We start from the raw sequence: 23488 nt of genomic DNA, 5'->3' as shown, positions 1-23488 counted from the left end.
AATGATGACCGATGCAAGCCCGACCGCTCCTGCAGCGGAGCCCATCGCCTCCGACGCGCTCGTGCAGATCCGTCGCGTCCGCAAGAGCTTCGGCAACCACCAGGTGCTCCGCGACATCTCCCTCGCGGTTCCCGCGGGTACGGTGACCGTGCTCCTCGGACCGTCTGGCTCGGGAAAATCGACGCTGCTGCGTTGCGTGAACCACCTCGAGACCATTGACGGCGGGCGCATTCTCGTCGATGGTGATCTCATCGGTTACCGGCAGGCCGGGAACAAAACGCACGAGATGACGCCGCGCCAGATCGCGAAACAGCGTGCCAACATCGGGATGGTGTTTCAGAAGTTCAACCTGTTCCCGCACCTGACCGCTGTCGAGAATATCTGTGAGGCGCCCATCGGTGTCGCCGGACGGGCTCGCGGGGCTGCGAAGGCACGGGCCCTCGAACTGCTCGACCGTGTCGGGCTCACCGAGTTCGCGAATCACTACCCGGCGCAGCTCTCCGGCGGGCAGCAGCAGCGCGTCGCGATCGCGCGCGCACTCGCGATGGACCCGAAGCTCATGTTGTTTGACGAGCCGACGAGCGCGCTCGACCCCGAGCTCGTTGGCGACGTGCTCGACGTGATGCGGGAGCTCGCGAACGACGGCATGACGATGATCGTCGTCACCCACGAGATCGGGTTCGCCCGGGGCGTCGCAGATCAGGTCGCGTTCATGGACGGCGGCGTTGTCGTTGAGGTGGGCCCGCCGAGCGAGGTACTCGACAACCCGCAGCGACAGCGCACGCGGAACTTCTTGGAGAGCGTGCAATAGTTCGCTTCGGCGCGCAACCGCGGGCGGGGTGGGGCTTCGGCGCCACCCCGCCCGCTGCGTGGCACCGGCCTTCTCACTAGAATCAAAGCATGACCACCGCGCGCGAACAGCTCATCGAACTCATCAAATCGGAGGCCGTCTTCCACGGCGACTTCACGCTCACGAGCGGTAAGAAGGCCACGTACTACATCGATCTGCGCAAGCTGTCGCTCGACCACCGTGCGGCCCCGCTCATCGGACAGGTCATGCTTGACCTCATCGAGGATATTGACGGCGTCGTCGCCGTCGGCGGGCTGACGATGGGCGCGGACCCGATCGCGTCGGCGATCATGCACCAGGGCGTCGCCCGCGGTCAGGTCTATGACTCGTTCGTCGTGCGCAAGGAGCCGAAGGATCACGGCCGCGGCCGACAGGTCGAGGGCCCGGATCTCGACGGCAAGCGCGTCGTCGTCGTCGAGGACACCTCGACGACCGGCGGCTCGCCACTCGCCGCGATCGAGGCGCTGAAGAAGGTGGGCGCTGAGGTCGTCGCGGTCGCCGTCGTGGTGGATCGACAGGCCCCCGCGAAGGCGCGCATCGAGGAGGCGGGCTACGAGTACCGTTTCGCGATCGGCCTCGAGGATCTCGGGCTCGCCCCGCAGTAGCGACTGCGACGCTAGCCGCTGCGCTACATCGATCTCCCGCCGCGCTTGCGTGACTCGAAGATGAGGTCGGTGCTCACGTGCGTGCCGTGCTCCTCCCAGAGGGCGCGTGACAGCAACCGGTACAGCTCGAGGTGCGTGGTGACCGTCACGTTGACGATGAGTTGCGCGTCGCCGGCGATCGCCGCCGCGTAGCGCACCTCGGGCCACTGTCGCAGCTCACGCCCGAGCGCCTCGACGCTGTGTGAGGGCGCGCGCACCCAGAGCAGGGCCTCGACGTCAAAGCCCACGAGCGCCGGGTCGACGAGCGCCCTGATTGAAAATTGGCCGGAGCCGAGCAACCATTCGACGCGGCGAGCGACTGACGTTTCGCTCATCTTGGTGCGCCGCGCGAGCGCCTCAACGCTGACCCGACCGTCCTCCTGCAGCGCGCCGATGATGTCGTCGTCTTTGGGCCCGCGCGTCTCCGGGATGGTCCACTCGGTACGGTCGGGGCCGGTGCGCGAGAGCATCGCCTGCTCCTCGGCTTCGGTGAGTGCGCCGGTGCGCCACCCGCGGATCGTCTTGAAGTACTTCAAGATCGGGAACGCGGTGAGGCTCTGCAGGCCCGCCGTTGCCGGGAGCTGCAGGGTGAGCAGCTCCTTCAGGTTCTCGCGATAGCCGATCTCAGCGACAACATCTGCCGAGCCCGTAGTGAGGTAGCAGAAGGTCACGTCGGGGCGCTGCGCGAGCGCCTCGCCGTTCAGCCGGGCCGTTCCCGAGGCGCTCTTGCAGGCGAGCACCATCGAATGCTCAGAGTGGCTCACCGCGGCCACCACGACCCGGCCGTTCTCGATCAGACCGGTGCCGTAGCGGGCGACAGTGCGCTCAGGTTCGCCGAGGGTGTCGGCGATCTTCCGCCACGGAGCTCTCCCGTCGACCTGCAACGCGGCAGCGATGCGCCGCTGCAGGTCGTTCAAGCTGTCTGCGGGCATCAGGGCGTCCTCTCTGACTGGCGGCCGAGCGAGAGGCGCCGCTCGTATTCTACCGGCTGGCGGCGATGAGCTGCGGGGGCTGCTTCGCGAACCCGGTTGCCTGCTCGTAAGCTGCAGCCCAGCGCAGCAGGTCGGGATCGCGGTAGTGGTTCGCGGCAAGCTGCCAGCCGACAGGCAACCCCGCTGGCGTAAAGCCGCCCGGCATCGCGAGCACGGGGAGGCTCGTCGCCGAGAGCACGCACGCCGACCGCATCCAGTCGAGGTAGGTTTCTGCGGGCGTGCCCGCGATATCCTTCGGCCAACGCCAGCTCGCGTCGAACGGGAGTACCTGGGCGGCGGGGCTCAGGAACGCGTCGTACTTCGAGAAGAACTGCTGCACGCCGGCTTCAAGTCGCGTGCGCGCGGCCTGGGCGGAGATCATCTTCGCGCCGTCGAGGTCGAGTCCCTTCTGCACGTTCCAGATCACCTCGGGCTTGATGACGTCGCCGAAGTCGGCGAGCAGCGGGCCGATTCCGGTCGCGAAGTCGTATGCCCGCGTCACCTGGAACACCTCGTCGGCGTCACTGAAGTCGATCGTCGCCTCTTCAAGGATCGCGCCGGCGTCCTCGAACACCTGCAGCTGCGCGCGCAGCACCTCGATCACCTCGGGCTCGATCGGCATGTCGATGCCGAAGTCGAAGCTGTACCCGATGCGCACGCCCGCGAGGTCTGGCAGCGGGGTTCCGAAATCCTCAGGGGTGAGCGGGCTCGGGTTCGGCAGACTCGTCGCTCCGGTGCTCGCGCGCATGAACAGCGCGATGTCTTCGACCGTTCGTGCCATCGGTCCGGAGCGCCCGAGCCACGAGTAGGCGTTCGCTGCGCTCTGCATGGGGATCACTCCGTAGGAGGGACGCAGGCCGAACACGTTGCAGAAGGAGGCAGGGATCCGTAGGGAGCCGCCCATGTCCGAGCCGTCGCCGAAGGCCTGAATGCGTGCGGCCACGACCGCGGCGACTCCGCCGGAGGATCCGCCCGCGGAGCGCGTCGGGTCGTAGGGGTTCGTCGTCGTACCGAACAGGTCATTGAACGTATGCGATCCGGCGCCGAACTCGGGGACGTTCGTCTTCCCGGTGCGGATCGCGCCGGCCGCGGCGAGCCGGGCAATCTGCAGGTCATCCTGCTGCGGCACGTTGTGCTCGAGCGCCTTCGATCCCTGTGTGGATCGGAGCCCCGCGGTGTTGAACGTGTCCTTGTGGGTCATGGGCAGCCCGTGCAGGATCCCCGTGGGGGCGCCCTGTGCCGTTCGCTCGTCTGCCGCGGCCGCGAGCTCTGTCGCCCGTTCAAAGTCGGTCGTGATCACGGCGTTGATAGGGCCGTTGTGTGCGTCGATCGCCGCGATGTGGCTCTCGAGTGCCTCCCGAGCTGAGAGGTCGCGTCGCCGGATGAGGTGTGTGACCTCCACTGCGCTGAACTGCTGGATCTCGTCCATAAGCCTGACCTTTCGCCGTTGAAGTGCTTATAAGAGAGCTTCCCCCGCTTCACTGCCCACGAGAAGCGCATTCAAGGCTTCCGCAGGAAAATGGGGGATCTCGCCAGATCCGTGGCGGCATCGCGCAGCCCCTTGTCCGGGGGCCGTCTGTCCCTCAGGGTGAGTGCGAGAGTAGATCTCTCAACGCATGAGATGCAAAGGAGCACGGCATGCAATACACCTCACTCATCCGCGCAGCTAACCCAGCCTCGACTGATATCTGGGCCCTCGCGAATTCCCCCATTCTCTGGCTGTGCGCGCTCGGCGTCTTCGCCGTGATCTTCATCCAGACCATCCTCTATGTCCGCGCCGCCAAACAGGCCGCACCGGGCATCGAGATGCCCATGCGCGAGGTCAAGGAGTCGTTCCGCGCTGGCGCGGTTGCCTCGATTGGCCCCTCGCTTGCTGTGGTCATCGTCGCGATCTCGCTGCTCGCGCTGTTTGGCACCCCCGCGGTGCTCGTGCGGATCGGCCTCATCGGTTCCGCCGCGACCGAGACCGCATCGGCCGGCATCGCAGCCACGTCGATGGGCGCCGAACTCGGTGCTGCCTCGTACACGCAGCAGGTCTTCGCGGTCGCATTCCTTGCGATGAGCCTCTCCGGCGGCATGTGGATGCTCTCCACGCTGATCATGACCCCGCTGCTCAAGCGCGGCAGCGCCACGCTCGCGAAGCGCAACCCGGCAGTGATGGCCCTCATCCCGACCGCCGCCCTCATCGGCGCGTTCTCGATGCTCGCGGTCGCCGAGACCGCGAAGACACCCACCCACCTGATCGTCGTGTTGATCTCGGCAGCAACCATGGGCCTGTGCCTCTTCGCTTCCCACCTCCTCAAGGCGCGCTGGTTGAAGGAGTGGGCGCTGGGCATCGCCATCATCGTCGCCCTCATCTGCGCCTTCCTCATCCACACCGCCTCGTAACCTCACAGGAGTTCTCATGTCTGCAACGACTACCACCCCCTCAGTGAGCACCGCCGACGCTGCCATGCAGCTCTTCGAACGGCAGACCACGCGTTACGGTTCACTCACAATGCTCGCCGGTCTTGTGCTCTCGCTCGCCGGCCCGCTCTACCTGGTGTTCTTCACCGAGCTCTACATCACCCCAACGATGGTCTGGGTCGCCTTCGCCGCCGTCGCAGCCACATTCGCGGTGTTCTGGATCGTCGAGCCCCTCACCTATTTCCCCGTACTCGGATCCGCCGCGATGTACCAGGCGTTCATGATCGGCAACATTTCGAACAAGCTCCTGCCCGCCGCGATCGTCGCGCAGTCAAGCATCAACGCAAAGCCGGGAACCAAGCGCGGCGACATCTCCGCGGTCATGGCGATCGGCGGGGCGGCAACCGTTCACCTCGTGAGCCTGCTCGTCTTCGTTGGTCTCCTCGGCACATGGCTCGTGTCACTCATCCCGGCCGAGTTCGTCGAGGTTGCCCGCCTCTACATCCTGCCCTCGCTCATGGGCGCCGTGCTCGTGCAGTGCATCGTGTCGATGAAGCAGTTCCGCGCGACAGTCGTGGCGATCGCCGTCGCTCTGCTGCTGCAGTTCGTCGTCGTGCCGCTCGTGCCGCAGCTCGCCATCTTTGCGACCGCCCTCGCGGTTATCAGCTCAATCGTCATCTCGTGGTTCGTCCGCGACCGTAGCCAGCGCGACGCCGTGCTGGTCAACTAACGAGCACCAAAGGAGTCCCCCATGCTTTCCGCCACTCTCACCGACTCGGCACTCGACCGGCTGCACGAGACGTACAAGCGCCTCCATCGCACCCCCGAGCTGTCGATGCAAGAGCATCGCACTGCCGAGTTCATCGAGGCCAGGCTCACCGAGCTCGGCATCGAGCACTTCCGCTGCGGCGGCACCGGCGTCGTCGGGGTGCTCCGCAACGGCGACGGCCCGGTTGTCGGGTTCCGCGCGGACACAGACGGGCTCCCGATCCAGGAAGACACCGGGGCAGATTACGCTTCGACGGCGACGGGCACCCTGAAGGACGGCACCGACGTGCCCGTCATGCACGGCTGTGGCCACGACACCCACGTCGCGGCCGCTCTCGCCGCCGCAGAGCTGTTCACCGAGCAGCGGGGCGACTGGGCCGGCACGATCGTGTGGATCTTCCAGCCCGGTGAGGAAACTGCCGAGGGTGCGGTCGCGATGGTCGACGATGGCCTCTGGGATCGCGCGCCGAAACCGCAGGTCGTACTCGGACAACACGTCTTCCCGGCAGCGCCTGCCGGCAGCATTGGGCTCGCCTCCGGCCCGACGATGGCGCTCGCTGATTCGCTCAGGATCACCCTGCACGGCAAGCAGTCGCACGGCTCACAGCCGCAGGACTCGATCGACCCGATCGTGCTCGGCGCGCACATCGTTACGCGACTCCAGACGATCGTGTCGCGCGAGCTGCCCCCGCAGACTCCGGCGGTGGTGACGTGCGGCACCTTCCATGCGGGCCTGAAAGAGAACATCATCCCTGCAAGCGCTGAGATCACGCTGAACATCCGAACGCTCACGCCCGAGGTGCGCGAGCAGGTGCTCGCCGCGATCACTCGCATCGTCAACGCTGAGGCAGCGGCCTCTGCGGCGCCCGCGCCAGAGATCGATGAGCTCACTCGCTTCCCGCGGCTCTACAACGACCCGGAGCACACGACGCTCGTCCGTGCAGCCCTCGTCGCTGAGCTCGGCGACGCCCAGGTTGAGACCATGCCGACCGCGATGGGTTCGGAGGATTTCGGCCACCTTGCCGACAGCATCGGCGTGCCGGGCGTCTATTGGTTCTTCGGGGCCTACCCCGCCGACCATCCCGCGCCGCCAGTCAACCACTCGCCGTTCTTCCTGCCGGACCTCGAGCCCACCCTCACCACCGGCGTACGCGCCGCGGTGAGCACGCTCGGCCACTACCTCTCGAAAGGAGGGAGGAGCACGCCGTGATCCCCCCGACAACACCCCCTTCGCTGCCTGAGGGCGCCCCGCTCACCGGGCTGCTCGTCGTCGATCTGTCCCGAGCGCTCGCGGGCCCACACGCTGGGCAGATGCTCGGCGACCTCGGCGCCCGAGTTACCAAGGTGGAATCCCCCGGAACCGGCGACGATACGCGCTCGTGGGGGCCGCCCTTCGTCACCGGCAACGACGGCGAAAACTACTCGACCTACTTCCTCTCCTGCAACCGGAACAAGGAGTCGATCGCACTCGATCTCAAGAGCGACGACGGGCGTGCGGTGCTCACCGATCTCATCGCGCGGGCCGACATTCTCGTCGAGAACTTCCGCACGGGCGTGATGGACAGGCTCGGCTTCAGCACCACCGCGCTCGCCGAACTCAACCCGCGCCTCATCCAGCTGTCGATCACCGGCTTCGGCCACGACGGCCCGGAGGGCGGCCGAGCCGGCTACGACCAGATCGTGCAGGGTGAGGCTGGACTGATGTCGATCACCGGGCCTGGCCCCGACGATCCGCAGCGCGTCGGCACCCCGATTGCGGATCTCCTCGGCGGGATCCACGGCGTCGTCGGCGTACTCGCAGCACTCCACGAGCGCGCGACCACCGGCAGGGGGCGCGTCGTCCGCGCGTCACTGCTCTCCTCACTCATCGGCGTGCACGCGTTCCAGGGCACCCGGGTCACGGTCGCGGACCAAACCCCGGAGGCGCAGGGTAACCATCATCCGTCGATCGCGCCGTACGGCCTGTTCCGCTGCCGCGACAGCCAGGTGCAGATCTCTGTCGCGAACGACAGGCTCTGGCAGGCCTTCTGCTCTGAGTTTGGTCTCGATCCGCGCACCCCCGGGCTCGAATCGAACCCAGACAGGGTCGCGAACCGGCAGGCAACGATCGCATTCGTCGAACAGGCGTTCGCGAGCGTCGACGCGGCCGAGCTGCTTGCGCGACTCAGCGCCGCGGGCATCCCCGCGGGCAAGGTTCGCAACCTCACTGAAGTCTACGAGTGGGATCAGGTGCGCTCGCAGGGGCTCATCGTCGACGTCGAGCACTCGGCGCTTGGGGAGATTTCACTGCCCGGGCCCGTGCTCAGGTTCTTCGACGTTGACGCAGACGGCGAGCAGGAGCGCGCACGCACCAGCCACGACGCGCCCCCGATGCTCGATGAGCACGGTGCCGCGATCCGCGAGTGGCTGCAGACGGAGGTAGTCCGATGACCGCGACCCGCCGCTACAGCGCCGCCGAACTCATCGAGCTCGTTGCCGACCCACAGAGCTTCCAGTCGTGGGATACGCCGCCCGAGCAGCCGCTCGCGAACCCCGAGTACCTCGCCGAGCTCGCGGCGGCCGCCGAGAAATCGGGCGTCGACGAGTCAATCGTGTCGGGCGAGGCCCTCATCGATGGCCGCCGCGTCGCGCTCATTGCCTGCGAGTTCCGGTTCCTCGCGGGTTCCGTCGGGCTCGCCGCAGCAGAACGCTTCGTGCGGGCCATGGAGCGTGCCACTTCGGAGGGGCTCCCCGTGCTCGCATCCACCGCATCGGGCGGCACCCGCATGCAGGAGGGCACGCTCGCGTTCGTCGCCATGGTGAAGATCGCGGCCGCGGTCGCGGTGCACCAGGCCGAGGGCCTGCCGTACTTCACCTACCTCAGGCACCCGTCAACGGGCGGGGCCCTCGCCTCCTTCGGCTCGCTCGGACAGGTCACCGTCGCCGAGCCGGGCGCACTGGTCGGCTTCCTCGGGCCGCGCGTCTACGAGGCGCTCTACGACGAGCCGTTTCCGGAGGGCGTCCAGTCGGCCGAGAACCTCGCGCATCACGGCATCATCGACGGCGTGCTGCCGCCGGAGGGCCTCAGGGACGTCATCTCGCGCACACTCCGGCTGCTCGAACCGCCAACCCACGCGGACCTCGTCGCCCGTGCCGCGAACCCTGGCACCGCCGACGACCTGCATCGTGGGTCGGCCGACACCTGGGATTCGGTGACCCGGTCGCGCAACCCCCGTCGGCCGGGGCTTCGTGAACTACTCCGTTTCGCCGCGACCGACGTGGTGCCGCTGTCGGGTACCGGCCAGGGCGAGCGCGACCCCGGGTTGTCCCTCTGCCTCGCCCGCTTCGGCGGGGTGCCGGCTGTCGTCGTCGGGCAGGATCGGCGCGCGCAGCGCTCGCACGCGCCCCTCGGGCCGGGCGCACTGCGAGCCGCACGCCGGGCGATGCACCTTGCCGAGGAACTGCGGCTCCCGCTCGTTACCGTCATCGATACGCCGGGCGCCGCGCTCTCCCAGGACGCTGAGGAGGGTGGGCTCGCCCGCGAGATCGCGCACTGCCTCGCCGACCTCACCACGCACCGCGGCGCAACGCTCTCCGTGATCCTCGGCGAAGGCACCGGTGGTGGGGCGCTCGCGATCCTGCCGGCCGATCGCACGATCGCAGCCGAGCACGCCTGGCTGTCGCCGCTGCCGCCCGAGGGCGCTTCAGCGATCGTCTACCGCGACATCGCGCACGCCGCCGAACTCGCCGAGCAGCAGGGCGTCGCCTCGGGCAAGCTGCTCGCGAACGGGATCGTGGATCGCGTCGTCGCGGAGCTGCCAGACGCAACCGACGAGGCGCGCGAGTTCTGCGCACGGATGGGCGATGCGATCTCGCAGGAGCTCGCTACGCTGCAGTTGCAGCGCGCACCGCACCGCCGGTCGCGCCGGTTCGAGCGCTACCGCAAGATCGGGGCGTAGCCCGAGCGGGAGACCCGTTTCGGCTAGTCGAGCAGCTCAGCCACCGAGCCGAGCACCTCGACCGGCCGGAACGGGAACTTCTCGATCTCTGCCTGGTCGGCGATGCCGGTCATCACGAGCACCGTGTGCAGGCCAGCCTCCATGCCCGCGACAATGTCGGTGTCCATCCGGTCGCCGATCATGCCGGTGTTGTGCGAGTGCGCGCCGATCTTGTTCATCGCCGAGCGGAACATCATCGGGTTCGGCTTGCCAACAATGTACGGCTCCTTGCCGGTGACCTTCGTGATGAGTGCGTTGATCGCACCGGTCGCGGGCAGCACCCCGTCGGGGCTCGGGCCCGTCGCGTCCGGGTTCGTCGAGATGAAGCGGGCACCGTTATTGATGAGCCGGATCGCCTTCGTGATCGCGTCGAACGAATAGTTGCGGGTCTCACCGACAACCACGTAGTCAGGGTTCGTCTCGGTCATGACGTAGCCGGCGTCGTGCAGCGCCGTGAGGATCCCCGCCTCGCCGAGCACGAACGCCGATCCGCCTGGCTTCTGCTGCTTGAGGAAGGCGGCCGTCGCGAGCGCGCTCGTCCAGATCCGATCCTCCGGCACCTGATGCCGCTCGCCGCGAGCCTCGCAGACAGGTCGCGGGCGGTGAAAATCGAGTTGTTCGTGAGCACGAGGTACGGCTGGTCCTTCGCCTCCCACTGCGCGATCAGCTCGGCAGCCCCGGGAATGGCACGGTTTTCGTGCACGAGCACTCCGTCCATATCGGTCAGCCAGCACTCAATTGACGGACGGCCCTGCTGCATCTCGCTCATGCCTCACAGACTACTCGTAGTAGGTAAACGAGACGTAGCGTCCCGGCCCTGGCAGACTGAGGGGTATGGACGTTCGCGCTGGTTTGCTTCCCCGCCCCGAAGATCTCATCGATGTGGCGGCCCTCACCCGCGCCTACTCGGAGCTCGTGCCAGACCCCAACGTCGCCGTCCAGCGCGTCGTCTTCGGCACCTCCGGACACCGCGGCTCAGCCCTCACCGCTTCGTTCAACGAAGCGCACATCGCGGCCATCGCCGCCGCAATCGCCGAGCACCGTGCCGCAGCCGGGATCCGCGGCCCGCTGTTCATTGGCGCTGACACGCACGCCCTCTCCGGCCCGGCCGAGCACACGGCGATCGAGGTACTCGCGGCCGCTGGCGTGCACGTGCTCGCAAACGCGGGCAGCGGTGACGAGGCCTTCGTGCCGACGCCCGCGCTGAGCCACGCGATCCTCACCCATAACCGTGGTCGCGCACACGACGACCCGGAGCGCGCCGACGGCATCATCGTCACCCCGAGCCATAACCCGCCCGCTGACGGCGGCATCAAGTACAACCCGCCGCACGGTGGCCCCGCCGACAGCGATGTCACCGGGCGGATCGCTGCCCGTGCGAACGAGCTGCTCGAGAGCGGCGCCTGGCGCGAGCTCGCGCACCACGAGTCGCCCGCCCCGGCAACCCCGGGCGCCTACGACTTCCTCGGCGCCTACGTCGAGGGGCTCGCGAACGTCATCAATGTGGCAGCGATCCGCGACTCCGGTCTGCGCTTCGCAGCGCACCCGCTCGGCGGCGCGAGCGTCGCCTACTGGCCGGCGATCCGCGACCGCTACGAGCTCGATCTCGCGGTGCTCGGCGCTGGCGTCGACCCGCAGTTCGGCTTCTTGCACCTCGATTGGGACGGGAAAATTCGTATGGACCCTTCCTCAGCGCAGGTCATGTCGACCGTCGCCTCGTACCGCGACGAGTACCCGATCGTCACGAGCAACGACGCCGACGCCGACAGGCACGGCATCCTCACGCGCGACGGTGGGCTCATGAACCCGAACCACTTCCTCGCGGTCGCAATCGACTACCTGCTCGAGCACCGCCCCGACTGGCCCGTGAGCGCCGGCATCGGCAAGACCCTCGTATCGTCGGCAATGATCGACCGCGTCGTCGCCGCGCACGGCCGCCGGCTCGACGAGGTGCCCGTGGGCTTCAAGTGGTTCGTGCCCGGTCTCTCCGACGGCACCGTCGTGTTCGGTGGAGAGGAAAGCGCAGGCGCGTCCTTCCAGCGCTTCGATGGCACCGCGTGGAGCACCGACAAGGACGGGATCCTGCTCTGCCTGCTCGCCGCCGAGATCCAGGCCGTCACCGGCCAGTCGCCGTCTGAGCGCTACGCCGCCCTCGTCGAGCGCTTCGGCGAGCCAGCCTACGCGCGCATCGACGCCCCGGCGACCGCCGAACAGAAGGCGCGGCTCGCGGCGCTCTCCGCGGCGGACGTCGCCGAGACCGAGCTCGCCGGTGACCCGATCGTTGCGATCCTCACCGAAGCGTCGAACGGTGCGGCGATCGGCGGACTCAAGGTGGAGACCGCGCGCGCCTGGTTCGCGGCGCGGCCGTCTGGCACCGAAGACGTGATGAAGGTGTACGCAGAGTCGTTCGCGGGCCCCGAGCACCTCGTCGAGGTGCAGTCGGCGGCGCAGGCGCTCGTCGCTCGCGCTCTCGGGTAGCGAGCGTTCCGGGCAGCGGGCGTTCGCTTCGCGGGCTTCGTGCGCGGGTACAGACGTCCGGCTAGGGCACGCTGGTCCACCGCGATACGCTTGGGCACATGTCACAGCGCCCAGAACGTCTCCGCCGGTACTCCTACCTGGGACCCGCGGGGACGTTTACCGAAGCTGCGCTCAAGCAGGTCGAGGAGGCGCGGGGCCAGGACTGGAATCCCGTCACGAACCTCGGCGAGGCGCTGAATGATGTCGTGACCGGCGCGAGCGACGCCGCGATGATCGCGATCGAGAATTCGATCGACGGCGGCGTTACCGTCGCACAAGATCTGCTTGCGACCATCCCGGGGCTCCGCATCATCGGCGAGTATCTCGTGCCCGTCGACTTCGTGCTCGTCGCGCGCCCCGGCGTCACGCTCGAGGACATCTCGGTCGTCGCTGGCCATCCCGTCGCGTATGCGCAGTGCCGCACGTGGCTCGACGGGGCACGCCCCGCGCACCTGCACCTGCCGGCAACCTCGAACGTACAGGCCGCCGCCGATCTCTTCGACGACGCCAAACACATCGACGCCGCGATCGCGCCCCCCGGCATCGAAGACCACTACGACGTTGAGGTGCTCGCCCATAGCCTTGCCGACAATCCTGACGCTGTCACTCGCTTCGTGCTCGTGAGCCGGGTCGTGCCGATTGGCGAACCGACCGGAGCCGACAAGACATCCCTGATCGCTGAGCTCTCCGAGGACCGTTCGGGCGCACTGCTCGACCTCCTCGAACAGTTCGCGACCCGCGGTGTGAACCTCACGCTGCTTGCCTCCAGGCCCATCGGTGATCAGATGGGGCGGTACCGCTTCGTCATTGACGCCGAGGGGCACATTAAGGACGAGCGCGTCGCCGACGCCCTGCTCGGGGTGAAGCGGTCGAGCCCGAACGTCGTATTCCTCGGGTCCTACCCGCGGGCCGACAAGATCTCGGCAGAGTTCCGCCCGGTGCACGACAACGACCGTTTCCGCGACGCCCGCGACTGGCTGCGCGAGGTCATCGAGGGCGTCGAAGAGAGCTGAGGTGTTGAGGTGCTGCGGGGCTGAGGTACTGCGGTGCTGAGGCCCCCGGCCGCACCTCCGCCTGCCCATGCCTCTTGACCGCGCTCTGCGCTGTTGCTCCCCGCGCACGCGCTCAGTCGCTCAGTCGCTCAGTCGCTCAGTCGCCATTGTTTCAGCGAAGTCAGGAGTGATTTACGGCTGAGAACTCCTTGTTTCGTTGAGTTGCCATGACCTGAGCGCCGTGGCGCGGGCGCAGCGGGGCGGGTGCTTAAAAATCGAGACCCGCGACCCGGCGGTTGTGGGCCGCACGCATGCCGACCCAGATCAAGAAGTTGAAAACGAGGAATGGGGCAAGTACCCATTTCTGCGGCTGGTCGAGCAGCGCACCGCCCACAATCACGAGCAGGACCCCGATCACCTGCATCCACCCCGCGTGCGGCGCCACCGGATCGACGTCCCATATCTTGACGGGGGACTCTGGGGCTGCCCGGAGGCTGAGAGCCCCCGAGAACAAACACCCAAAGACGCCCAGCACCGCGAGCGCCCATCCGATGAAGACCATGCCTCCAGTGAACGCTGCAAGCGCCGAATCGTCAAGCGTCGTAACGGCAAGCGCAGCGGCTGACTCGACTCCGTGCGCGGCCCCATCCGTCGTTGGACGATGCTTCGTTCTACGACGCACACGCGGTGTTCTTGACACCGCACTATTACGTAATACACACTAGTGCGTAACAGGGAATGGTGAAGGAGGGTCCGCGTGGACGGGACGCAACTACTGAAGGGCGTGCTTGATGCCGCCGTACTCGCGGTGGTGGACCACGAAGACGGCTACGGCTACGACGTCGTGCGCCGCCTGCGCGACGCCGGGCTTGAGGAAGTCGGTGACGCATCCGTCTACGGCACACTGCGCAGGCTGTACGCGGCTGGTGCACTCTCGACCTACGTCGTCCCCTCGGAGGGCGGCCCGCACCGCAAGTACTACAGCATTACACCGAACGGGCAAGAGCTGCTCGGCGAGCAGCGGATCGGCTGGCAGCGCTTCTCCGAGACGCTCACCGCGCTGATCTCCCCGCAGTCGCAGCCACAGCCAGTACCCGAAAGCCCTACGAGCAGCGAAGGACCCGCAGCATGAACGCCACCGATTCACTCACCAACGCGCAGCGCGCTGAGGGCTTCGCTGCTGAGGTGCGCTCTCACCTTAGCGACCTCCCGGCTGACGAACTCGATGACCTCCTCGACGGCCTCGGCGCGGATCTCACCGAACGGCTCGATGACGGCGGTGAGCTCGGCGATGCTGCGCACTACGCCGAAGAGCTGCGGCAGGCGGCCGGGCTGCCAGAGCGCGCCCCGGGCGATGCACCGCGCGTCACCTTCCGGGAGCGGATCGCGAGTGTCGAGCAGCGCGCCGCGGGCTGGCTTGCCGCCACCCCTGGCCGCCGCGGCTTCCGTGACTTCGCGGTTTCCGTGCGCCCGCTGTGGTGGGTGCTCCGGGCAGTCATCGTCGCCTGGGCTGCCTTCGTCGTGTTCAACCACCCGCTGGTGAACGGCTGGCCGATCTCGTTCTGGTCCCTAGTGTTTACGCTCGCGCTCATCGTGCTCAGCGTGCAGTGGGGCCGGGGCAGGTGGCTGCCACGCCCCTGGATCGAGGTGCTACGGACGATCGGGAACGTCGCGGCCGTGGTGCTCCTGCTCCCGTTTCTCTTCAGCAGCTGGGCAAATGCCACTTCGCCGAGCGTCGAGTACGTCCACGAGGACTTCTCTGCGGACGGCATTGTCCAGAACGGCGAGCAGGTGACGAACATCTTCGCCTACGACTGTGAGGGCAACCCGCTCGAGTCGGTACGCCTCTACGACCAGCGCGGCAATCCGCTCACGACCCTCGGCGAGGATGCATCCGAGCCACCCGAGTCCTGGGAAGAGAACAGCGGGTTCGGCATTCAGCACGATTTCAACCCTCTCGCGAAGGACGCCGAGGCATGGAACGTCTTCCCGCTCTCCGCGGCCGAGGTCGACGGGACCACCGGCGAGCCCGGCAAGATGGAGCCGGCGACGCCACCCTCGGGATACTTTCCACCGCTGTCCCGCGACTGCACGCCAGGAGCAACGGCAGACGGCGCCTCCCCCACCGCCGAAGGCGAGTCGGGAGATGCTACCGAGAAGAAAACAGAAGCCACGGGAGACGCAGAGGCAGCCGACACGAAGGCGACGGATGCGCCGTGACGCTATTCAGGGAGATGCCATCCCGGAAGCACGCGGACGATCAGGGCACCAGGGTCCACCCGCCCGCGGACCTCGACCGCAAGACCGAAATCGTCGCCATCGAGCTGGATCGGCTCCGGGCTCGCAACGGTAAGCGCGTACTTTCGAGCGCGGAGATAGGTGACGTTCTTCGTGTCGTTTACGAGGTCGATGATGCGTCTGCCGGTCTTCGTCTTCCGAAGCACGCCGTTCTCCCACCCAATCTTGTTCCAGATGCGCAGCCACGAGAACGGGCCGAGCGGCCGGAGCGAGACGACGTCGAGTAACCCGTCATCGATCTTCGCGTCGGGGATGAGCAGCACGCCGCCGGGGAGCAGCCCGCAGTTGCCAATCATCACCGTGTAGACGGTGAGCGGCTTCAGCTCGGAACCGTCCATGGAGTAGTGGAGCTCGAGTGGCTTGTCCTTCATCATCGTGCGGACCCCCGCATCGACGTAGGCGAGCCAGCCGAGCCGCTTCTTCAGCGTCGACCGTGTCGAACGGATCACCCGCGCATCGAGCCCCATCCCGGCGAGCACGAGGAACGCGTGCTCGTCTTCGGCGACATGACCGGCCTCATCCGCGGGGCGCACGATCGTCATGAGCCCGAGATCGATGGGCTGGTTCCGCCCGAAAAAGCCCGCCTCGACGGCCTTGCCGAGATCGCCAAGCGGCATGCCAATGTTGCGTGCCAGCAGGTTGCCTGTGCCCTGCGGGACAATTCCGAGCGGGATGCCGCTGCCGCGAATAGACTCGGCGATCGCGCGGATCGTGCCGTCGCCGCCCGAACCAAATACCACGCCTGCCCCGTCGGCGATTGCCTGGCGGGCAGCGCCGGTCCCACGATCCTCCGCTGCGGTCTCGTACCAACGCGTGGCGGCCCAGCCGGCCTTGAGCTCGGCCGCGCGCACGGCCGTGCGCAACCCGGCGAGGTCTGTTTTCAACGGGTGGTACACAACTGCGGCGTGAGGCAGCGCGCGCGTAGGGACCATAGTCATGGGTCAATCGTAGTCGCCAGCTGGGCGCGGTAGGCTTAGCGATGTGATCGATCCAGTACTCCTCCGCAACGATCCCGATGTCGTCAAGCGCTCACAGCGCGCCCGAGGGAACGATGAGTCGGTGGTGGACGAGGCGCTTGCCGCCGACGCCGCCCGCCGCTCAGCGCTCGGTGAGTTCGAACAGTTGCGTGCCTCGCAGAAGTCGATGGGTGACCGCGTGAAGGCGGCCTCGAAAGAAGAGAAGCCCGCACTGATCGCCGAGGCGCAGGAATTTGCTGCCGCGGTGAAGGCCGCTGACGCCCGCGCGAAGGACGCCGGGGCGGAGTTCGACAGGATCGCCTCCCGCATCGAGAACATCGTCATTGAGGGCGTTCCCGAAGGCGGCGAAGAGAACTTCGTCACGCTCCGCACCGTCGGCGATGTGCCCACATTCGACTTCGAGCCCCGCGACCACCTTGAGCTCGGCGAGATGCTCGGCGCGATCGACATGGAGCGCGGCGCGAAGGTCTCTGGCGCACGCTTCTACTTCCTCCGCGGCGTCGGCGCACGCCTCGAGATCGCGCTCATGAACATGGCGCTCGACCTCGCGATGCGCAACGACTTCACCCCGCTCATCACGCCGACGCTCGTGAAGCCCGAGATCATGGCAGGCACCGGCTTCCTCGGCGAGCACGCCGACGAGGTCTACCACCTGCAGGATCAGGATCTGTACCTCACCGGCACGAGCGAGGTCGCCCTCGCGGGCTACCACTCAGACGAGATCCTGAACGTCGAGAAGGGCCCGATCCGCTACGCCGGCTGGTCGACCTGCTACCGCAGCGAGGCCGGCTCGCACGGCAAGGACACCCGCGGCATCCTCCGCGTGCACCAGTTCAACAAGCTCGAAATGTTCGTGTACACCGACCCGGTGAACGCCGAGGCCGAACACGACCGCCTCGTCGGCTGGCAGGAAGAAATGCTGCAGGCCCTCGGTCTGAGCTACCGCGTCATCGACGTCGCCGCCGGTGATCTCGGATCCAGCGCGGCCCGCAAGTTCGATATCGAGGCGTGGGTGCCGACGCAGGGCACGTACCGCGAGCTCACCTCCACCTCGAACTGCACGACCTTCCAGTCGCGCAGGCTCCAGACCCGCTTCCGCACCGAGAGCGGCAAGACCGCGCCCGTTGCGACGCTCAACGGCACGCTCGCCACCACCCGGTGGATCGTCGCCATTCTCGAAACCCATCAGAACGCAGACGGCAGCGTCACCGTACCCGAGGCGCTTCGGCCATACCTCGGCGGACTCGAAGTACTCAGCCCGGTAGAAGGAACATAAACAATGCAGGATCGCCACATCATCGCCCTCGATCTCGACGGAACCGTACTTCGTCACGGATTTGAAGGCGCGGGTGACCATGCCGCGGGAGGGATCATTGATCCCGAACTCGCGGAGGCGATCCGCACGCTGCACGAATCGGGTCACGAGGTCATCGTGTCGACCGGCCGCTCGGTCGACGCGACGCTGCCCATCGTGGAGCGACTCGGGATCCGCCCCGAGTGGGTCGTCACCGCGAACGGCGCGGTCACGCTCAAGCGTGACCCGTTCGGCACCCACGGCTACCGCCGCGAGTACGTCGAGGCCTTCAACCCAGCCGACGCGCTGCTGAAGATCCGACCCCAGCTCACGACAGCGCACTTCTCGGTCGAGCTTGCAGACGGCGCGTTCCTCTACACCAAAGCGATTCCCGCTGGCACGCTGCCGTCAAACCAGCGTCAGGTTGCGTTCGAGGATCTCCTCGGCGTGCAGGCAGCCCGCGTGATCGTGTTCTCCCCCGACTACCGTGTCGAGGAGTTCCTCACCGCAATCGAGTCGCTCGGCCTCACCCATGTCTCGTACGCCGTCGGCACCACCTCGTGGCTCGATATCGCGCCCGACGGCGTCACAAAAGCGAGTGCTCTCGAAGTGCTGCGCGCGAAGCTCGACATTCACCCGTCGAACGTATTTGCCGCGGGTGACGGGCGCAACGACATCGAAATGCTCGAGTGGGCAGGGCGCGTCGGCGTATCCGTCGCGATGGGGCAGGCGGTGCCGGAAGTGAAGGCCGCAGCCACCGATGTGACCGCCTCTGCAGAGGACGGCGGGCTGCTGCTCGCGCTCCGTAAGCGCTTCCCGGAGCTGCTCGGCGCCTAAATTTGGCAAGAACAGCCTCATTTATTTGCTAGGCTCGTTCGCGGAGGGTTGTCCGAGCGGCCGAAGGAACTTGTCTTGAAAACAAGCAGGCGGTGATCCCGTCTCAGGAGTTCAAATCTCCTACCCTCCGCCAGTAAGAACTAGCCCCCGATCAGGTAGTTTACTACCGAGGTCGGGGGCTTTTTCGCGTCTATGGGGCGAAATATGGGGCAGGGGCTATCCGTCGACGTGTTTTGCGAGCCTGTCGATTGCGCTGCGCTGCATCGTCGGGGTGACGTGCGAATAGATATTCATGGTCGTGGCGATGGTCGAATGCCCGAGCCGTTCCTGAACAATCTTCGGATGCTCCCCTAGTTCCAGCAGCACTGTGGCGTGTGTGTGGCGGAGTTCCTTGAGGGTAATGCGCGGAAGTCCTGGAATTGCGCCGGTTGCGTATTTCATGAGTGTCCCCCAACGCTTGCTCACCTTGTCAGGGTTGCGGAGTCCACCATCGAGGCCGGCGAAGATGTACGCCTCCGGCCTCGCGAGATCCAGCGAGATCGAACCGCGCAGCGCCTTGAGTGACTTGAGCGCCTGCAGTGTCTCAGCGTCCAGCTCGAGCGAGCGGGCTGAGCCGGTCTTGGTCTTCTTGGTGTGCTGCCTGTCCGCGATATTGACGGCACGCCGCAAGCTGAGCTTGGCGGTCTTTTGGTGCACGTCTTCCCAGCGCAGCGCGAGCGCTTCTGAACGGCGCAACCCAGTGAACGCGATCACACGCCACAACGTGAAGAGCTCGTCTTCGTGAACATCGCGATCCCACCGGAGGAAGGCATGCAACTGGGCTGCAGTCCAGGTCTGAATATCAGGCTTCGCGGCACGAATATCGCGGCCTGTGGGCGCATTCACGGTGCGCTTCTTCTTGGCAGGGTTTGAAGAGATCAGGCCGTCATCTAGTGCCGCCTCGAGCAGTGCGCCGAGCGCGATGTGAACCTTGTTGACCGTGTTCGCAGACAACCCTTGCCCGAGGCCACGCGCATCCTTGCGTCCGTGCTTCTCAAGATCCCGATAGTGGCGCGCAATGCGTGTTGGCGTGAGCTTGTCGATCGGCAGCGTCTCGAAGTAGGGCGCGATGTGGTTGCGGATCAATCGCCGGTAGCTATCGACTGTCGAGGCTTCGAGGCGCAGTGATTCGAGCCATTGGGTCGCGTACTCGCTGACAGTCGGCACCGACTTGTGGAAGGCCTCTTGAGCGCGTCGCTTCTTGAGCGCGTCCTGCATGGCATCGTCGGCATCGTTGCTCGTCATGAATCCGGCACGGCTGTGCTTCTTGTCTCCGAGTTCGGGCTTCTCGTGATCGACGGGCACCCAGATTTGGAACCGCCAACGCACACCGGCTTTGGTCTGGTAGCTCTGCAGCGAGCCCTTGCCGCGGCGGCGGGAGCGCTTCTCAGTCATTTCGCTTGCCTTGAACTGCCGGAGGCAGCAACCCGCGTTTGCGCGCCCGAGTCACCCATCGTTGCACGCTACTCCGAGCCGCGCTGTTTATTCTCATCATTTCTTCCACAGGCGACAGCTCAGGGTGCTGCCTTTCGATCTCGATGTACTGCCGCGAAACGCGGGCACTAAACACGTCGCTAGATTCCGCCGGAGGGAGGGGTGACATGGGGTCCTCGTCCAGTTCCCCCATGAGCAATAGTGAGCGCATGAGGTTCGCGTTTCCCTCGTCTTCGTGCGCCGAATATGCAGCGGTTATTGCCTGGATGGGGACGCTTCGAAGGTCGGCACCAGTTAGATCCTTGTCCGGGTTGAAGGGGAGCACCACCGAACTCACCCGTACGGAAGGCTGCTCTGGCGTGACGCGTTGTTGCAGCCGGAGAAAGGCGACAGTGCCTGTTTCCGTGTTGCGCACGCGCACCCACCGGCGGCCTAGTACGTAAGCTGCGCGAGGTGTCCTCAGCTCTCCACGCTTCTCGCCCTCAGTCAGATCTTCAATCCAGAGGTCCATGCCCGCGACTGATTCGATGGCGTCGCGTCGTCCGGCGTCCAAGAGCCCTTCCTCGACCCAGGGGTCGGGGAGCTTTGGTTTGGCTCGCTCAAGTTCTTCCGGTGTGAGTATTTGACCCGTCATGCCCCAAGCATAGCAAGGCACCTCGATGTTTGGTGAGGTAGTTGCATGAACCTCACCGACCGTGTACGCTCATGGTGAGGCAGGTCGAAGTGCCTCACGAAAGGAAAAAATGACTAGCCCTAAACCCATCGGGACGCTGGCCGAAGCCCGCGAATCAACCCTCGCCGCGATTACTCGAGCGGAGGCCGGCGCGATTGCGGGGGTGGACCCGCGAACCATCACGGCGGGAATTAAAGACGGGACGATTCCCGCGATCAAGCTAGGTCGGCGCGTGCTAATCCCACGCGAGAAGTTCATCAAGCTTTTCGAGGTCGAAGATGACTAGCCCAGAAATGAAGAAAGCCCCGCGGCCAGGCGGGGCAATCAGAAACCGAAACCAATTCCACTTGCAAGAAGAAGGAGCATCGATGCTTACAACAGTAGCCGTTCAGGCTGAGAAGTTCGATACCGATATTCACGTCGGCAACAAGACCGTGTTCGCCACAGACAACAGTGTCTGGGTACACACCGAGCTCGGAGCACTCGAGTTCAGCCCGGAACAGGCCTGCGCCTTCGCAGCAGCCCTGCAGGCCGTCGCGGTGCACATCCTTGAACAGCAGAGCGAGGTGGCAGCATAATGAGCGCGAACACTTGCCCCGAACGCTCGTGGTGCGAAGAAGACCACACCAACCCTCGCGGGTGCCCCAACTTCCACATGAAGCACGACCGCCGCAAAACCGGTGTCGCGGTCCTGCGCCATGACCTCGTGCTCGACGAGGGCTCACCGTCAATAGACATTTGCGAGTCCATCGACTGGAGTATCCCCCTCGCTCAGATGCCCGCGTTCATCCAGAACATGCGCGCCGAGCTCGACAAGATCGAGGCCGCAGCCGTCGGATTCATGGTCACCATGAACCCGCTCGTACGCCACACCGAGCCAGGCGAGCCCGACCAGCACGGAATCGGGGGTGGACTGTGAACTGCAACCATGACTCGCGCATGACCGCGAACGATTACGTCGTACCTGTGTTCCCCGGCGAACACGACGAACGCACCTGCGCGGCTGGGTTTCTCTCCGACGACGGCGACAAGCTCGTGCTCTCGATCCACGAGCCGGACGTGATAGATGCTGTCGCTTCCAGACTCCACGAGATCGCCCACGAGATCCGTTACGGCAAGACCGTGCCTTACTCGTTCGACAACGTCGTGCGAGGAGTGGACTGGGGCAGCAATGACTCGCCAGAGCATTAGCGAGATCGCTGACCGTCACCTCGAAGTGTGGCTTGATCGACTGATGAGGGGGGAGCTCCTTCTCGGAGAACTCCCCCTCTCGGTCGAAGCGTTCTATCACGCGGGGTGGGCGGCAGCGGCCAGTGTGGCACAGCAGCAGGCCCGCGAGTACGAGCACAAGCTCGACCTCGCCTACCTCCAGGCATACGCACCGAAAGACCGTGCAGAGGTCTACCAGCGCCGCCTCGATCATCATTTCAAACTTCAAGAGGCCGCCTTCTTCGCGGCAGATGTGGAAGATACCAATGACAGCAACAGCATCAGGGTTGCCGCGTGAGTTCTGGGAATCACGCCCAGTGCTCGCCCAAATCAGACAACAAGCACAAGCCCGCAGAGTGGCGCCAACGGCCATGCTTGCCGGTGTGCTCGCCCGAGTGGCAACAGCAGTCCCACCGGAGGTGGTTACGCCCGAGTTCGTGGGAAGCGTCGCGAGCATTAACCCGTTCTTTACAATCGTCGCAAGATCAGGTGGCGGCAAAGGGGCATCTCAAGGGGCCGCTGGATCATGGTTTCGGGTGACAAACTGTCTGCTCAGGTTTACAGAAACCACCATCGGTTCCGGTGAAGGCATCGCGGCAGCATTCGCTAAACCAGGGAAAGCTGACGACGGCACCCCGATCACCGAGATCCACACCGACAGCGCGTTGATCGACATAGCCGAGGTGGACACGCTCGGAGCCATTGCAGGCCGCAGCGGCTCCACCACAACGAGTGAGCTCCGCAAAGCGTGGGATGGGGCACCGCTCGGGTTTCGCAACCGAACTGCTGAACGGTCAATCATCGTGCCTGCACACAGTTACCGAATGGCCGTGGTTATGGGTGTGCAGCCTGAGCGCTCCGGAACCCTGCTCGATGAATCGGCAGGTGGGTTTCCGCAGCGGTTCGTGTGGTTCACGGCATCCGACCCAGACGCGCCAGCACAACCCCCGGCACCGCTCGAGCCCCACGAGTGGACACCACCCCAGGTGCCCGCCCGAGAGGACGGTAAGCGAGTGCTCAAGGTGTGCGCCACCGCAGCAACCACGATCACCACGGCAGCAGTCGCAAGGCTCCGAGGTGAAGGCGACGCGCTCGACGGTCACGCGCTACTTGCTCGCTTGAAGATTGCGGCACTGCTCGCGCTGCTCGACGGCAAGACCGGCGTCAATGAGGAGGACTGGCGACTGTCTGGTCTCGTGATGGAAGAGTCCGACCGGGTGAGGCAGTCATGTGTGGACGCGCTCCGTGACGCTACGCAAGCCCGCAGCCGCGCCTCAGCCGTGCTGCGAGGTGAAGCCGAGGTTGAGACCGACGTGAGGGCTGCTGACGTGGCAATAGCAAAGGTCAAGGAGCGCATAATCAAGACCATCGGCACGGACTCAGTCGCCAAGGGTCGCATCCAAGCCGGGCTCTCTCGTCGGCTTCGTGAGTACCTCGACGCCGCCCTCTATGACCTCGAGGACGACGGGCAGGTCATCATTCGCGAGGAAGTCTACCGAGGTCAAAGGACCGAGCGAATCTCTCTAATTGGCTCTAGCGCTGGGCAAACGGCCAACGCTTAGATCGTTGAAATCATGCGGATGTGAGCGTTGGTCAAAACGC

At 65.8% G+C, this 23488-nt stretch carries 25 protein-coding genes, 1 tRNA gene and 1 pseudogene; 20 read left to right on the top strand and 7 right to left on the bottom strand.

The window, feature by feature from the left end; translation table 11 throughout:
- Position 1 precedes the first annotated feature (1 nt).
- Together AUL38_RS09760 and pyrE are read left to right on the top strand one after the other, a co-directional pair.
- The gene (locus AUL38_RS09760; protein WP_304438378.1) at positions 2–811 is read left to right on the top strand and encodes an amino acid ABC transporter ATP-binding protein; all 810 of its coding nucleotides are present in this window, start codon (positions 2–4) and stop codon (positions 809–811) included.
- An 89-nt stretch (positions 812–900) separates the two neighbouring features.
- A complete protein-coding gene (gene pyrE, locus AUL38_RS09755) occupies positions 901–1455 on the top strand; it encodes an orotate phosphoribosyltransferase (protein WP_059061581.1) in 555 nt (184 codons plus the stop codon).
- A 23-nt stretch (positions 1456–1478) separates the two neighbouring features.
- On the opposite strand, the gene AUL38_RS09750 is transcribed toward pyrE, so the two are convergent.
- Together AUL38_RS09750 and AUL38_RS09745 are read right to left on the bottom strand one after the other, a co-directional pair.
- Positions 1479–2426: an Lrp/AsnC family transcriptional regulator gene (locus AUL38_RS09750; RefSeq protein ID WP_059061579.1), complete on the bottom strand. Its 948-nt coding sequence runs from the start codon at positions 2424–2426 to the stop codon at positions 1479–1481.
- A 49-nt stretch (positions 2427–2475) separates the two neighbouring features.
- The gene (locus AUL38_RS09745) at positions 2476–3894 is read right to left on the bottom strand and encodes an amidase (protein ID WP_059061577.1); all 1419 of its coding nucleotides are present in this window, start codon (positions 3892–3894) and stop codon (positions 2476–2478) included.
- A 209-nt stretch (positions 3895–4103) separates the two neighbouring features.
- On the opposite strand from AUL38_RS09745, the gene AUL38_RS09740 reads away from it, so the two are divergent.
- From AUL38_RS09740 to AUL38_RS09720, 5 genes are read left to right on the top strand one after another with little or no spacing between them, the layout of a single operon-like run.
- Positions 4104–4853 (top strand): DUF5058 family protein, encoded by a 750-nt coding sequence (locus AUL38_RS09740; RefSeq protein WP_059061574.1) that lies wholly within the window; start codon positions 4104–4106, stop codon positions 4851–4853.
- Positions 4854–4869: 16 nt separating this feature from the next.
- The gene (locus tag AUL38_RS09735; protein WP_059061572.1) at positions 4870–5601 is read left to right on the top strand and encodes a hypothetical protein; all 732 of its coding nucleotides are present in this window, start codon (positions 4870–4872) and stop codon (positions 5599–5601) included.
- 21 nt (positions 5602–5622) lie between these two features.
- The gene (locus AUL38_RS09730; RefSeq protein WP_059061569.1) at positions 5623–6849 is read left to right on the top strand and encodes an amidohydrolase; all 1227 of its coding nucleotides are present in this window, start codon (positions 5623–5625) and stop codon (positions 6847–6849) included.
- Positions 6846–8069: a CaiB/BaiF CoA-transferase family protein gene (locus AUL38_RS09725; RefSeq protein ID WP_235590679.1), complete on the top strand. Its 1224-nt coding sequence runs from the start codon at positions 6846–6848 to the stop codon at positions 8067–8069. The genes AUL38_RS09730 and AUL38_RS09725 overlap by 4 nt, the downstream gene beginning before the upstream one ends.
- Positions 8066–9577 carry a carboxyl transferase domain-containing protein gene (locus AUL38_RS09720; protein ID WP_059061567.1) on the top strand — a complete coding sequence of 504 codons (1512 nt, stop codon included), beginning with the start codon at positions 8066–8068 and terminating at the stop codon, positions 9575–9577. Before AUL38_RS09725 ends, AUL38_RS09720 begins: the two co-directional genes overlap by 4 nt.
- A gap of 23 nt (positions 9578–9600) precedes the next feature.
- Here AUL38_RS09720 and AUL38_RS09715 read toward each other — a convergent pair.
- Positions 9601–10376, bottom strand: a pseudogene (locus AUL38_RS09715) (HAD-IIA family hydrolase).
- A gap of 74 nt (positions 10377–10450) precedes the next feature.
- Between AUL38_RS09715 and AUL38_RS09710 the strand changes: the two are divergent.
- Entirely contained in the window at positions 10451–12094 is a 1644-nt protein-coding gene (locus tag AUL38_RS09710) for an alpha-D-glucose phosphate-specific phosphoglucomutase (RefSeq protein ID WP_059061564.1), read from the top strand.
- 98 nt (positions 12095–12192) lie between these two features.
- Positions 12193–13146 (top strand): prephenate dehydratase, encoded by a 954-nt coding sequence (pheA, locus tag AUL38_RS09705; protein WP_059061562.1) that lies wholly within the window; start codon positions 12193–12195, stop codon positions 13144–13146.
- Positions 13147–13393: 247 nt separating this feature from the next.
- Here pheA and AUL38_RS09700 read toward each other — a convergent pair whose 3' ends face one another.
- On the bottom strand, positions 13394–13807 hold the full coding sequence (locus tag AUL38_RS09700) for a hypothetical protein (protein WP_059061560.1): 414 nt from the start codon (positions 13805–13807) through the stop codon (positions 13394–13396).
- Between the two features lie 75 nt (positions 13808–13882).
- On the opposite strand from AUL38_RS09700, the gene AUL38_RS09695 reads away from it, so the two are divergent.
- On the top strand, positions 13883–14257 hold the full coding sequence (locus AUL38_RS09695) for a PadR family transcriptional regulator (protein WP_059061558.1): 375 nt from the start codon (positions 13883–13885) through the stop codon (positions 14255–14257).
- Positions 14254–15345, top strand: coding sequence for a hypothetical protein (locus tag AUL38_RS09690; RefSeq protein ID WP_059061556.1), 1092 nt, complete (start codon positions 14254–14256; stop codon positions 15343–15345). The genes AUL38_RS09695 and AUL38_RS09690 overlap by 4 nt, the downstream gene beginning before the upstream one ends.
- A gap of 2 nt (positions 15346–15347) precedes the next feature.
- Here the strand turns inward: AUL38_RS09690 and AUL38_RS09685 are convergent, their stop codons facing one another.
- Complete coding sequence (locus AUL38_RS09685) at positions 15348–16361, bottom strand: diacylglycerol kinase family protein (protein WP_059061555.1); 1014 nt, start codon at positions 16359–16361, stop codon at positions 15348–15350.
- A 43-nt stretch (positions 16362–16404) separates the two neighbouring features.
- Here AUL38_RS09685 and serS point away from each other — a divergent pair, with 43 nt between their 5' ends.
- The 3 genes from serS (at position 16405) to AUL38_RS09670 (ending at position 18664) form a co-directional block, all read left to right on the top strand.
- Complete coding sequence (serS, locus tag AUL38_RS09680; RefSeq protein WP_059061553.1) at positions 16405–17676, top strand: serine--tRNA ligase; 1272 nt, start codon at positions 16405–16407, stop codon at positions 17674–17676.
- Between the two features lie 3 nt (positions 17677–17679).
- A complete protein-coding gene (locus AUL38_RS09675) occupies positions 17680–18531 on the top strand; it encodes an HAD family hydrolase (protein ID WP_059061551.1) in 852 nt (283 codons plus the stop codon).
- A 42-nt stretch (positions 18532–18573) separates the two neighbouring features.
- Positions 18574–18664, top strand: a tRNA-Ser gene (locus AUL38_RS09670).
- An 83-nt stretch (positions 18665–18747) separates the two neighbouring features.
- Here AUL38_RS09670 and xerC read toward each other — a convergent pair.
- Together xerC and AUL38_RS09660 are read right to left on the bottom strand one after the other, a co-directional pair.
- Complete coding sequence (xerC, locus tag AUL38_RS09665) at positions 18748–19965, bottom strand: tyrosine recombinase XerC (RefSeq protein WP_059061550.1); 1218 nt, start codon at positions 19963–19965, stop codon at positions 18748–18750.
- A complete protein-coding gene (locus tag AUL38_RS09660; RefSeq protein WP_059061548.1) occupies positions 19958–20638 on the bottom strand; it encodes a hypothetical protein in 681 nt (226 codons plus the stop codon). Before AUL38_RS09660 ends, xerC begins: the two co-directional genes overlap by 8 nt.
- A 109-nt stretch (positions 20639–20747) precedes the next feature.
- Between AUL38_RS09660 and AUL38_RS09655 the strand changes: the two genes are divergently transcribed.
- From AUL38_RS09655 to AUL38_RS09630, 6 genes are all read left to right on the top strand, one after another.
- The gene (locus AUL38_RS09655) at positions 20748–20963 is read left to right on the top strand and encodes a helix-turn-helix domain-containing protein (RefSeq protein ID WP_059061545.1); all 216 of its coding nucleotides are present in this window, start codon (positions 20748–20750) and stop codon (positions 20961–20963) included.
- 82 nt (positions 20964–21045) lie between these two features.
- Complete coding sequence (locus tag AUL38_RS09650; protein ID WP_059061543.1) at positions 21046–21255, top strand: hypothetical protein; 210 nt, start codon at positions 21046–21048, stop codon at positions 21253–21255.
- The gene (locus tag AUL38_RS09645) at positions 21255–21596 is read left to right on the top strand and encodes a hypothetical protein (protein ID WP_153006549.1); all 342 of its coding nucleotides are present in this window, start codon (positions 21255–21257) and stop codon (positions 21594–21596) included. Before AUL38_RS09650 ends, AUL38_RS09645 begins: the two co-directional genes overlap by 1 nt.
- 20 nt (positions 21597–21616) lie before the next feature.
- Complete coding sequence (locus tag AUL38_RS09640) at positions 21617–21868, top strand: hypothetical protein (RefSeq protein ID WP_153006548.1); 252 nt, start codon at positions 21617–21619, stop codon at positions 21866–21868.
- Complete coding sequence (locus tag AUL38_RS09635; RefSeq protein WP_059061537.1) at positions 21849–22184, top strand: hypothetical protein; 336 nt, start codon at positions 21849–21851, stop codon at positions 22182–22184. Before AUL38_RS09640 ends, AUL38_RS09635 begins: the two co-directional genes overlap by 20 nt.
- Positions 22185–22281: 97 nt before the next feature.
- Positions 22282–23448, top strand: coding sequence for a DUF3987 domain-containing protein (locus tag AUL38_RS09630; RefSeq protein WP_161937431.1), 1167 nt, complete (start codon positions 22282–22284; stop codon positions 23446–23448).
- The last annotated feature ends 40 nt before the right edge of the window (positions 23449–23488 follow it).

The organism is Leucobacter sp. G161, from assembly GCF_001482305.1.
Taxonomy (GTDB): domain Bacteria; phylum Actinomycetota; class Actinomycetes; order Actinomycetales; family Microbacteriaceae; genus Leucobacter.
The sequence above is the reverse complement of the archived record's forward strand: the minus strand, read 5'-3'. Positions and strand labels throughout refer to the sequence as shown.

Coding starts and splice junctions, on each gene's coding strand:
- AUL38_RS09710 (WP_059061564.1), top strand. CDS start 10,451: ATGGACGTTCGCGCTGGTTTGCTTCCCCGCCCCGAAGATCTCATCGAT.
- AUL38_RS09730 (WP_059061569.1), top strand. CDS start 5,623: ATGCTTTCCGCCACTCTCACCGACTCGGCACTCGACCGGCTGCACGAG.
- AUL38_RS09685 (WP_059061555.1), bottom strand. CDS start 16,361: ATGACTATGGTCCCTACGCGCGCGCTGCCTCACGCCGCAGTTGTGTAC.
- AUL38_RS09740 (WP_059061574.1), top strand. CDS start 4,104: ATGCAATACACCTCACTCATCCGCGCAGCTAACCCAGCCTCGACTGAT.
- xerC (WP_059061550.1), bottom strand. CDS start 19,965: ATGACTGAGAAGCGCTCCCGCCGCCGCGGCAAGGGCTCGCTGCAGAGC.
- AUL38_RS09650 (WP_059061543.1), top strand. CDS start 21,046: ATGCTTACAACAGTAGCCGTTCAGGCTGAGAAGTTCGATACCGATATT.
- AUL38_RS09645 (WP_153006549.1), top strand. CDS start 21,255: ATGAGCGCGAACACTTGCCCCGAACGCTCGTGGTGCGAAGAAGACCAC.
- pheA (WP_059061562.1), top strand. CDS start 12,193: ATGTCACAGCGCCCAGAACGTCTCCGCCGGTACTCCTACCTGGGACCC.
- AUL38_RS09690 (WP_059061556.1), top strand. CDS start 14,254: ATGAACGCCACCGATTCACTCACCAACGCGCAGCGCGCTGAGGGCTTC.
- AUL38_RS09635 (WP_059061537.1), top strand. CDS start 21,849: ATGACTCGCCAGAGCATTAGCGAGATCGCTGACCGTCACCTCGAAGTG.
- AUL38_RS09655 (WP_059061545.1), top strand. CDS start 20,748: ATGACTAGCCCTAAACCCATCGGGACGCTGGCCGAAGCCCGCGAATCA.
- AUL38_RS09750 (WP_059061579.1), bottom strand. CDS start 2,426: ATGCCCGCAGACAGCTTGAACGACCTGCAGCGGCGCATCGCTGCCGCG.
- pyrE (WP_059061581.1), top strand. CDS start 901: ATGACCACCGCGCGCGAACAGCTCATCGAACTCATCAAATCGGAGGCC.
- AUL38_RS09660 (WP_059061548.1), bottom strand. CDS start 20,638: ATGACGGGTCAAATACTCACACCGGAAGAACTTGAGCGAGCCAAACCA.
- AUL38_RS09640 (WP_153006548.1), top strand. CDS start 21,617: ATGACCGCGAACGATTACGTCGTACCTGTGTTCCCCGGCGAACACGAC.
- AUL38_RS09720 (WP_059061567.1), top strand. CDS start 8,066: ATGACCGCGACCCGCCGCTACAGCGCCGCCGAACTCATCGAGCTCGTT.
- AUL38_RS09735 (WP_059061572.1), top strand. CDS start 4,870: ATGTCTGCAACGACTACCACCCCCTCAGTGAGCACCGCCGACGCTGCC.
- AUL38_RS09760 (WP_304438378.1), top strand. CDS start 2: ATGATGACCGATGCAAGCCCGACCGCTCCTGCAGCGGAGCCCATCGCC.
- AUL38_RS09745 (WP_059061577.1), bottom strand. CDS start 3,894: ATGGACGAGATCCAGCAGTTCAGCGCAGTGGAGGTCACACACCTCATC.
- AUL38_RS09675 (WP_059061551.1), top strand. CDS start 17,680: ATGCAGGATCGCCACATCATCGCCCTCGATCTCGACGGAACCGTACTT.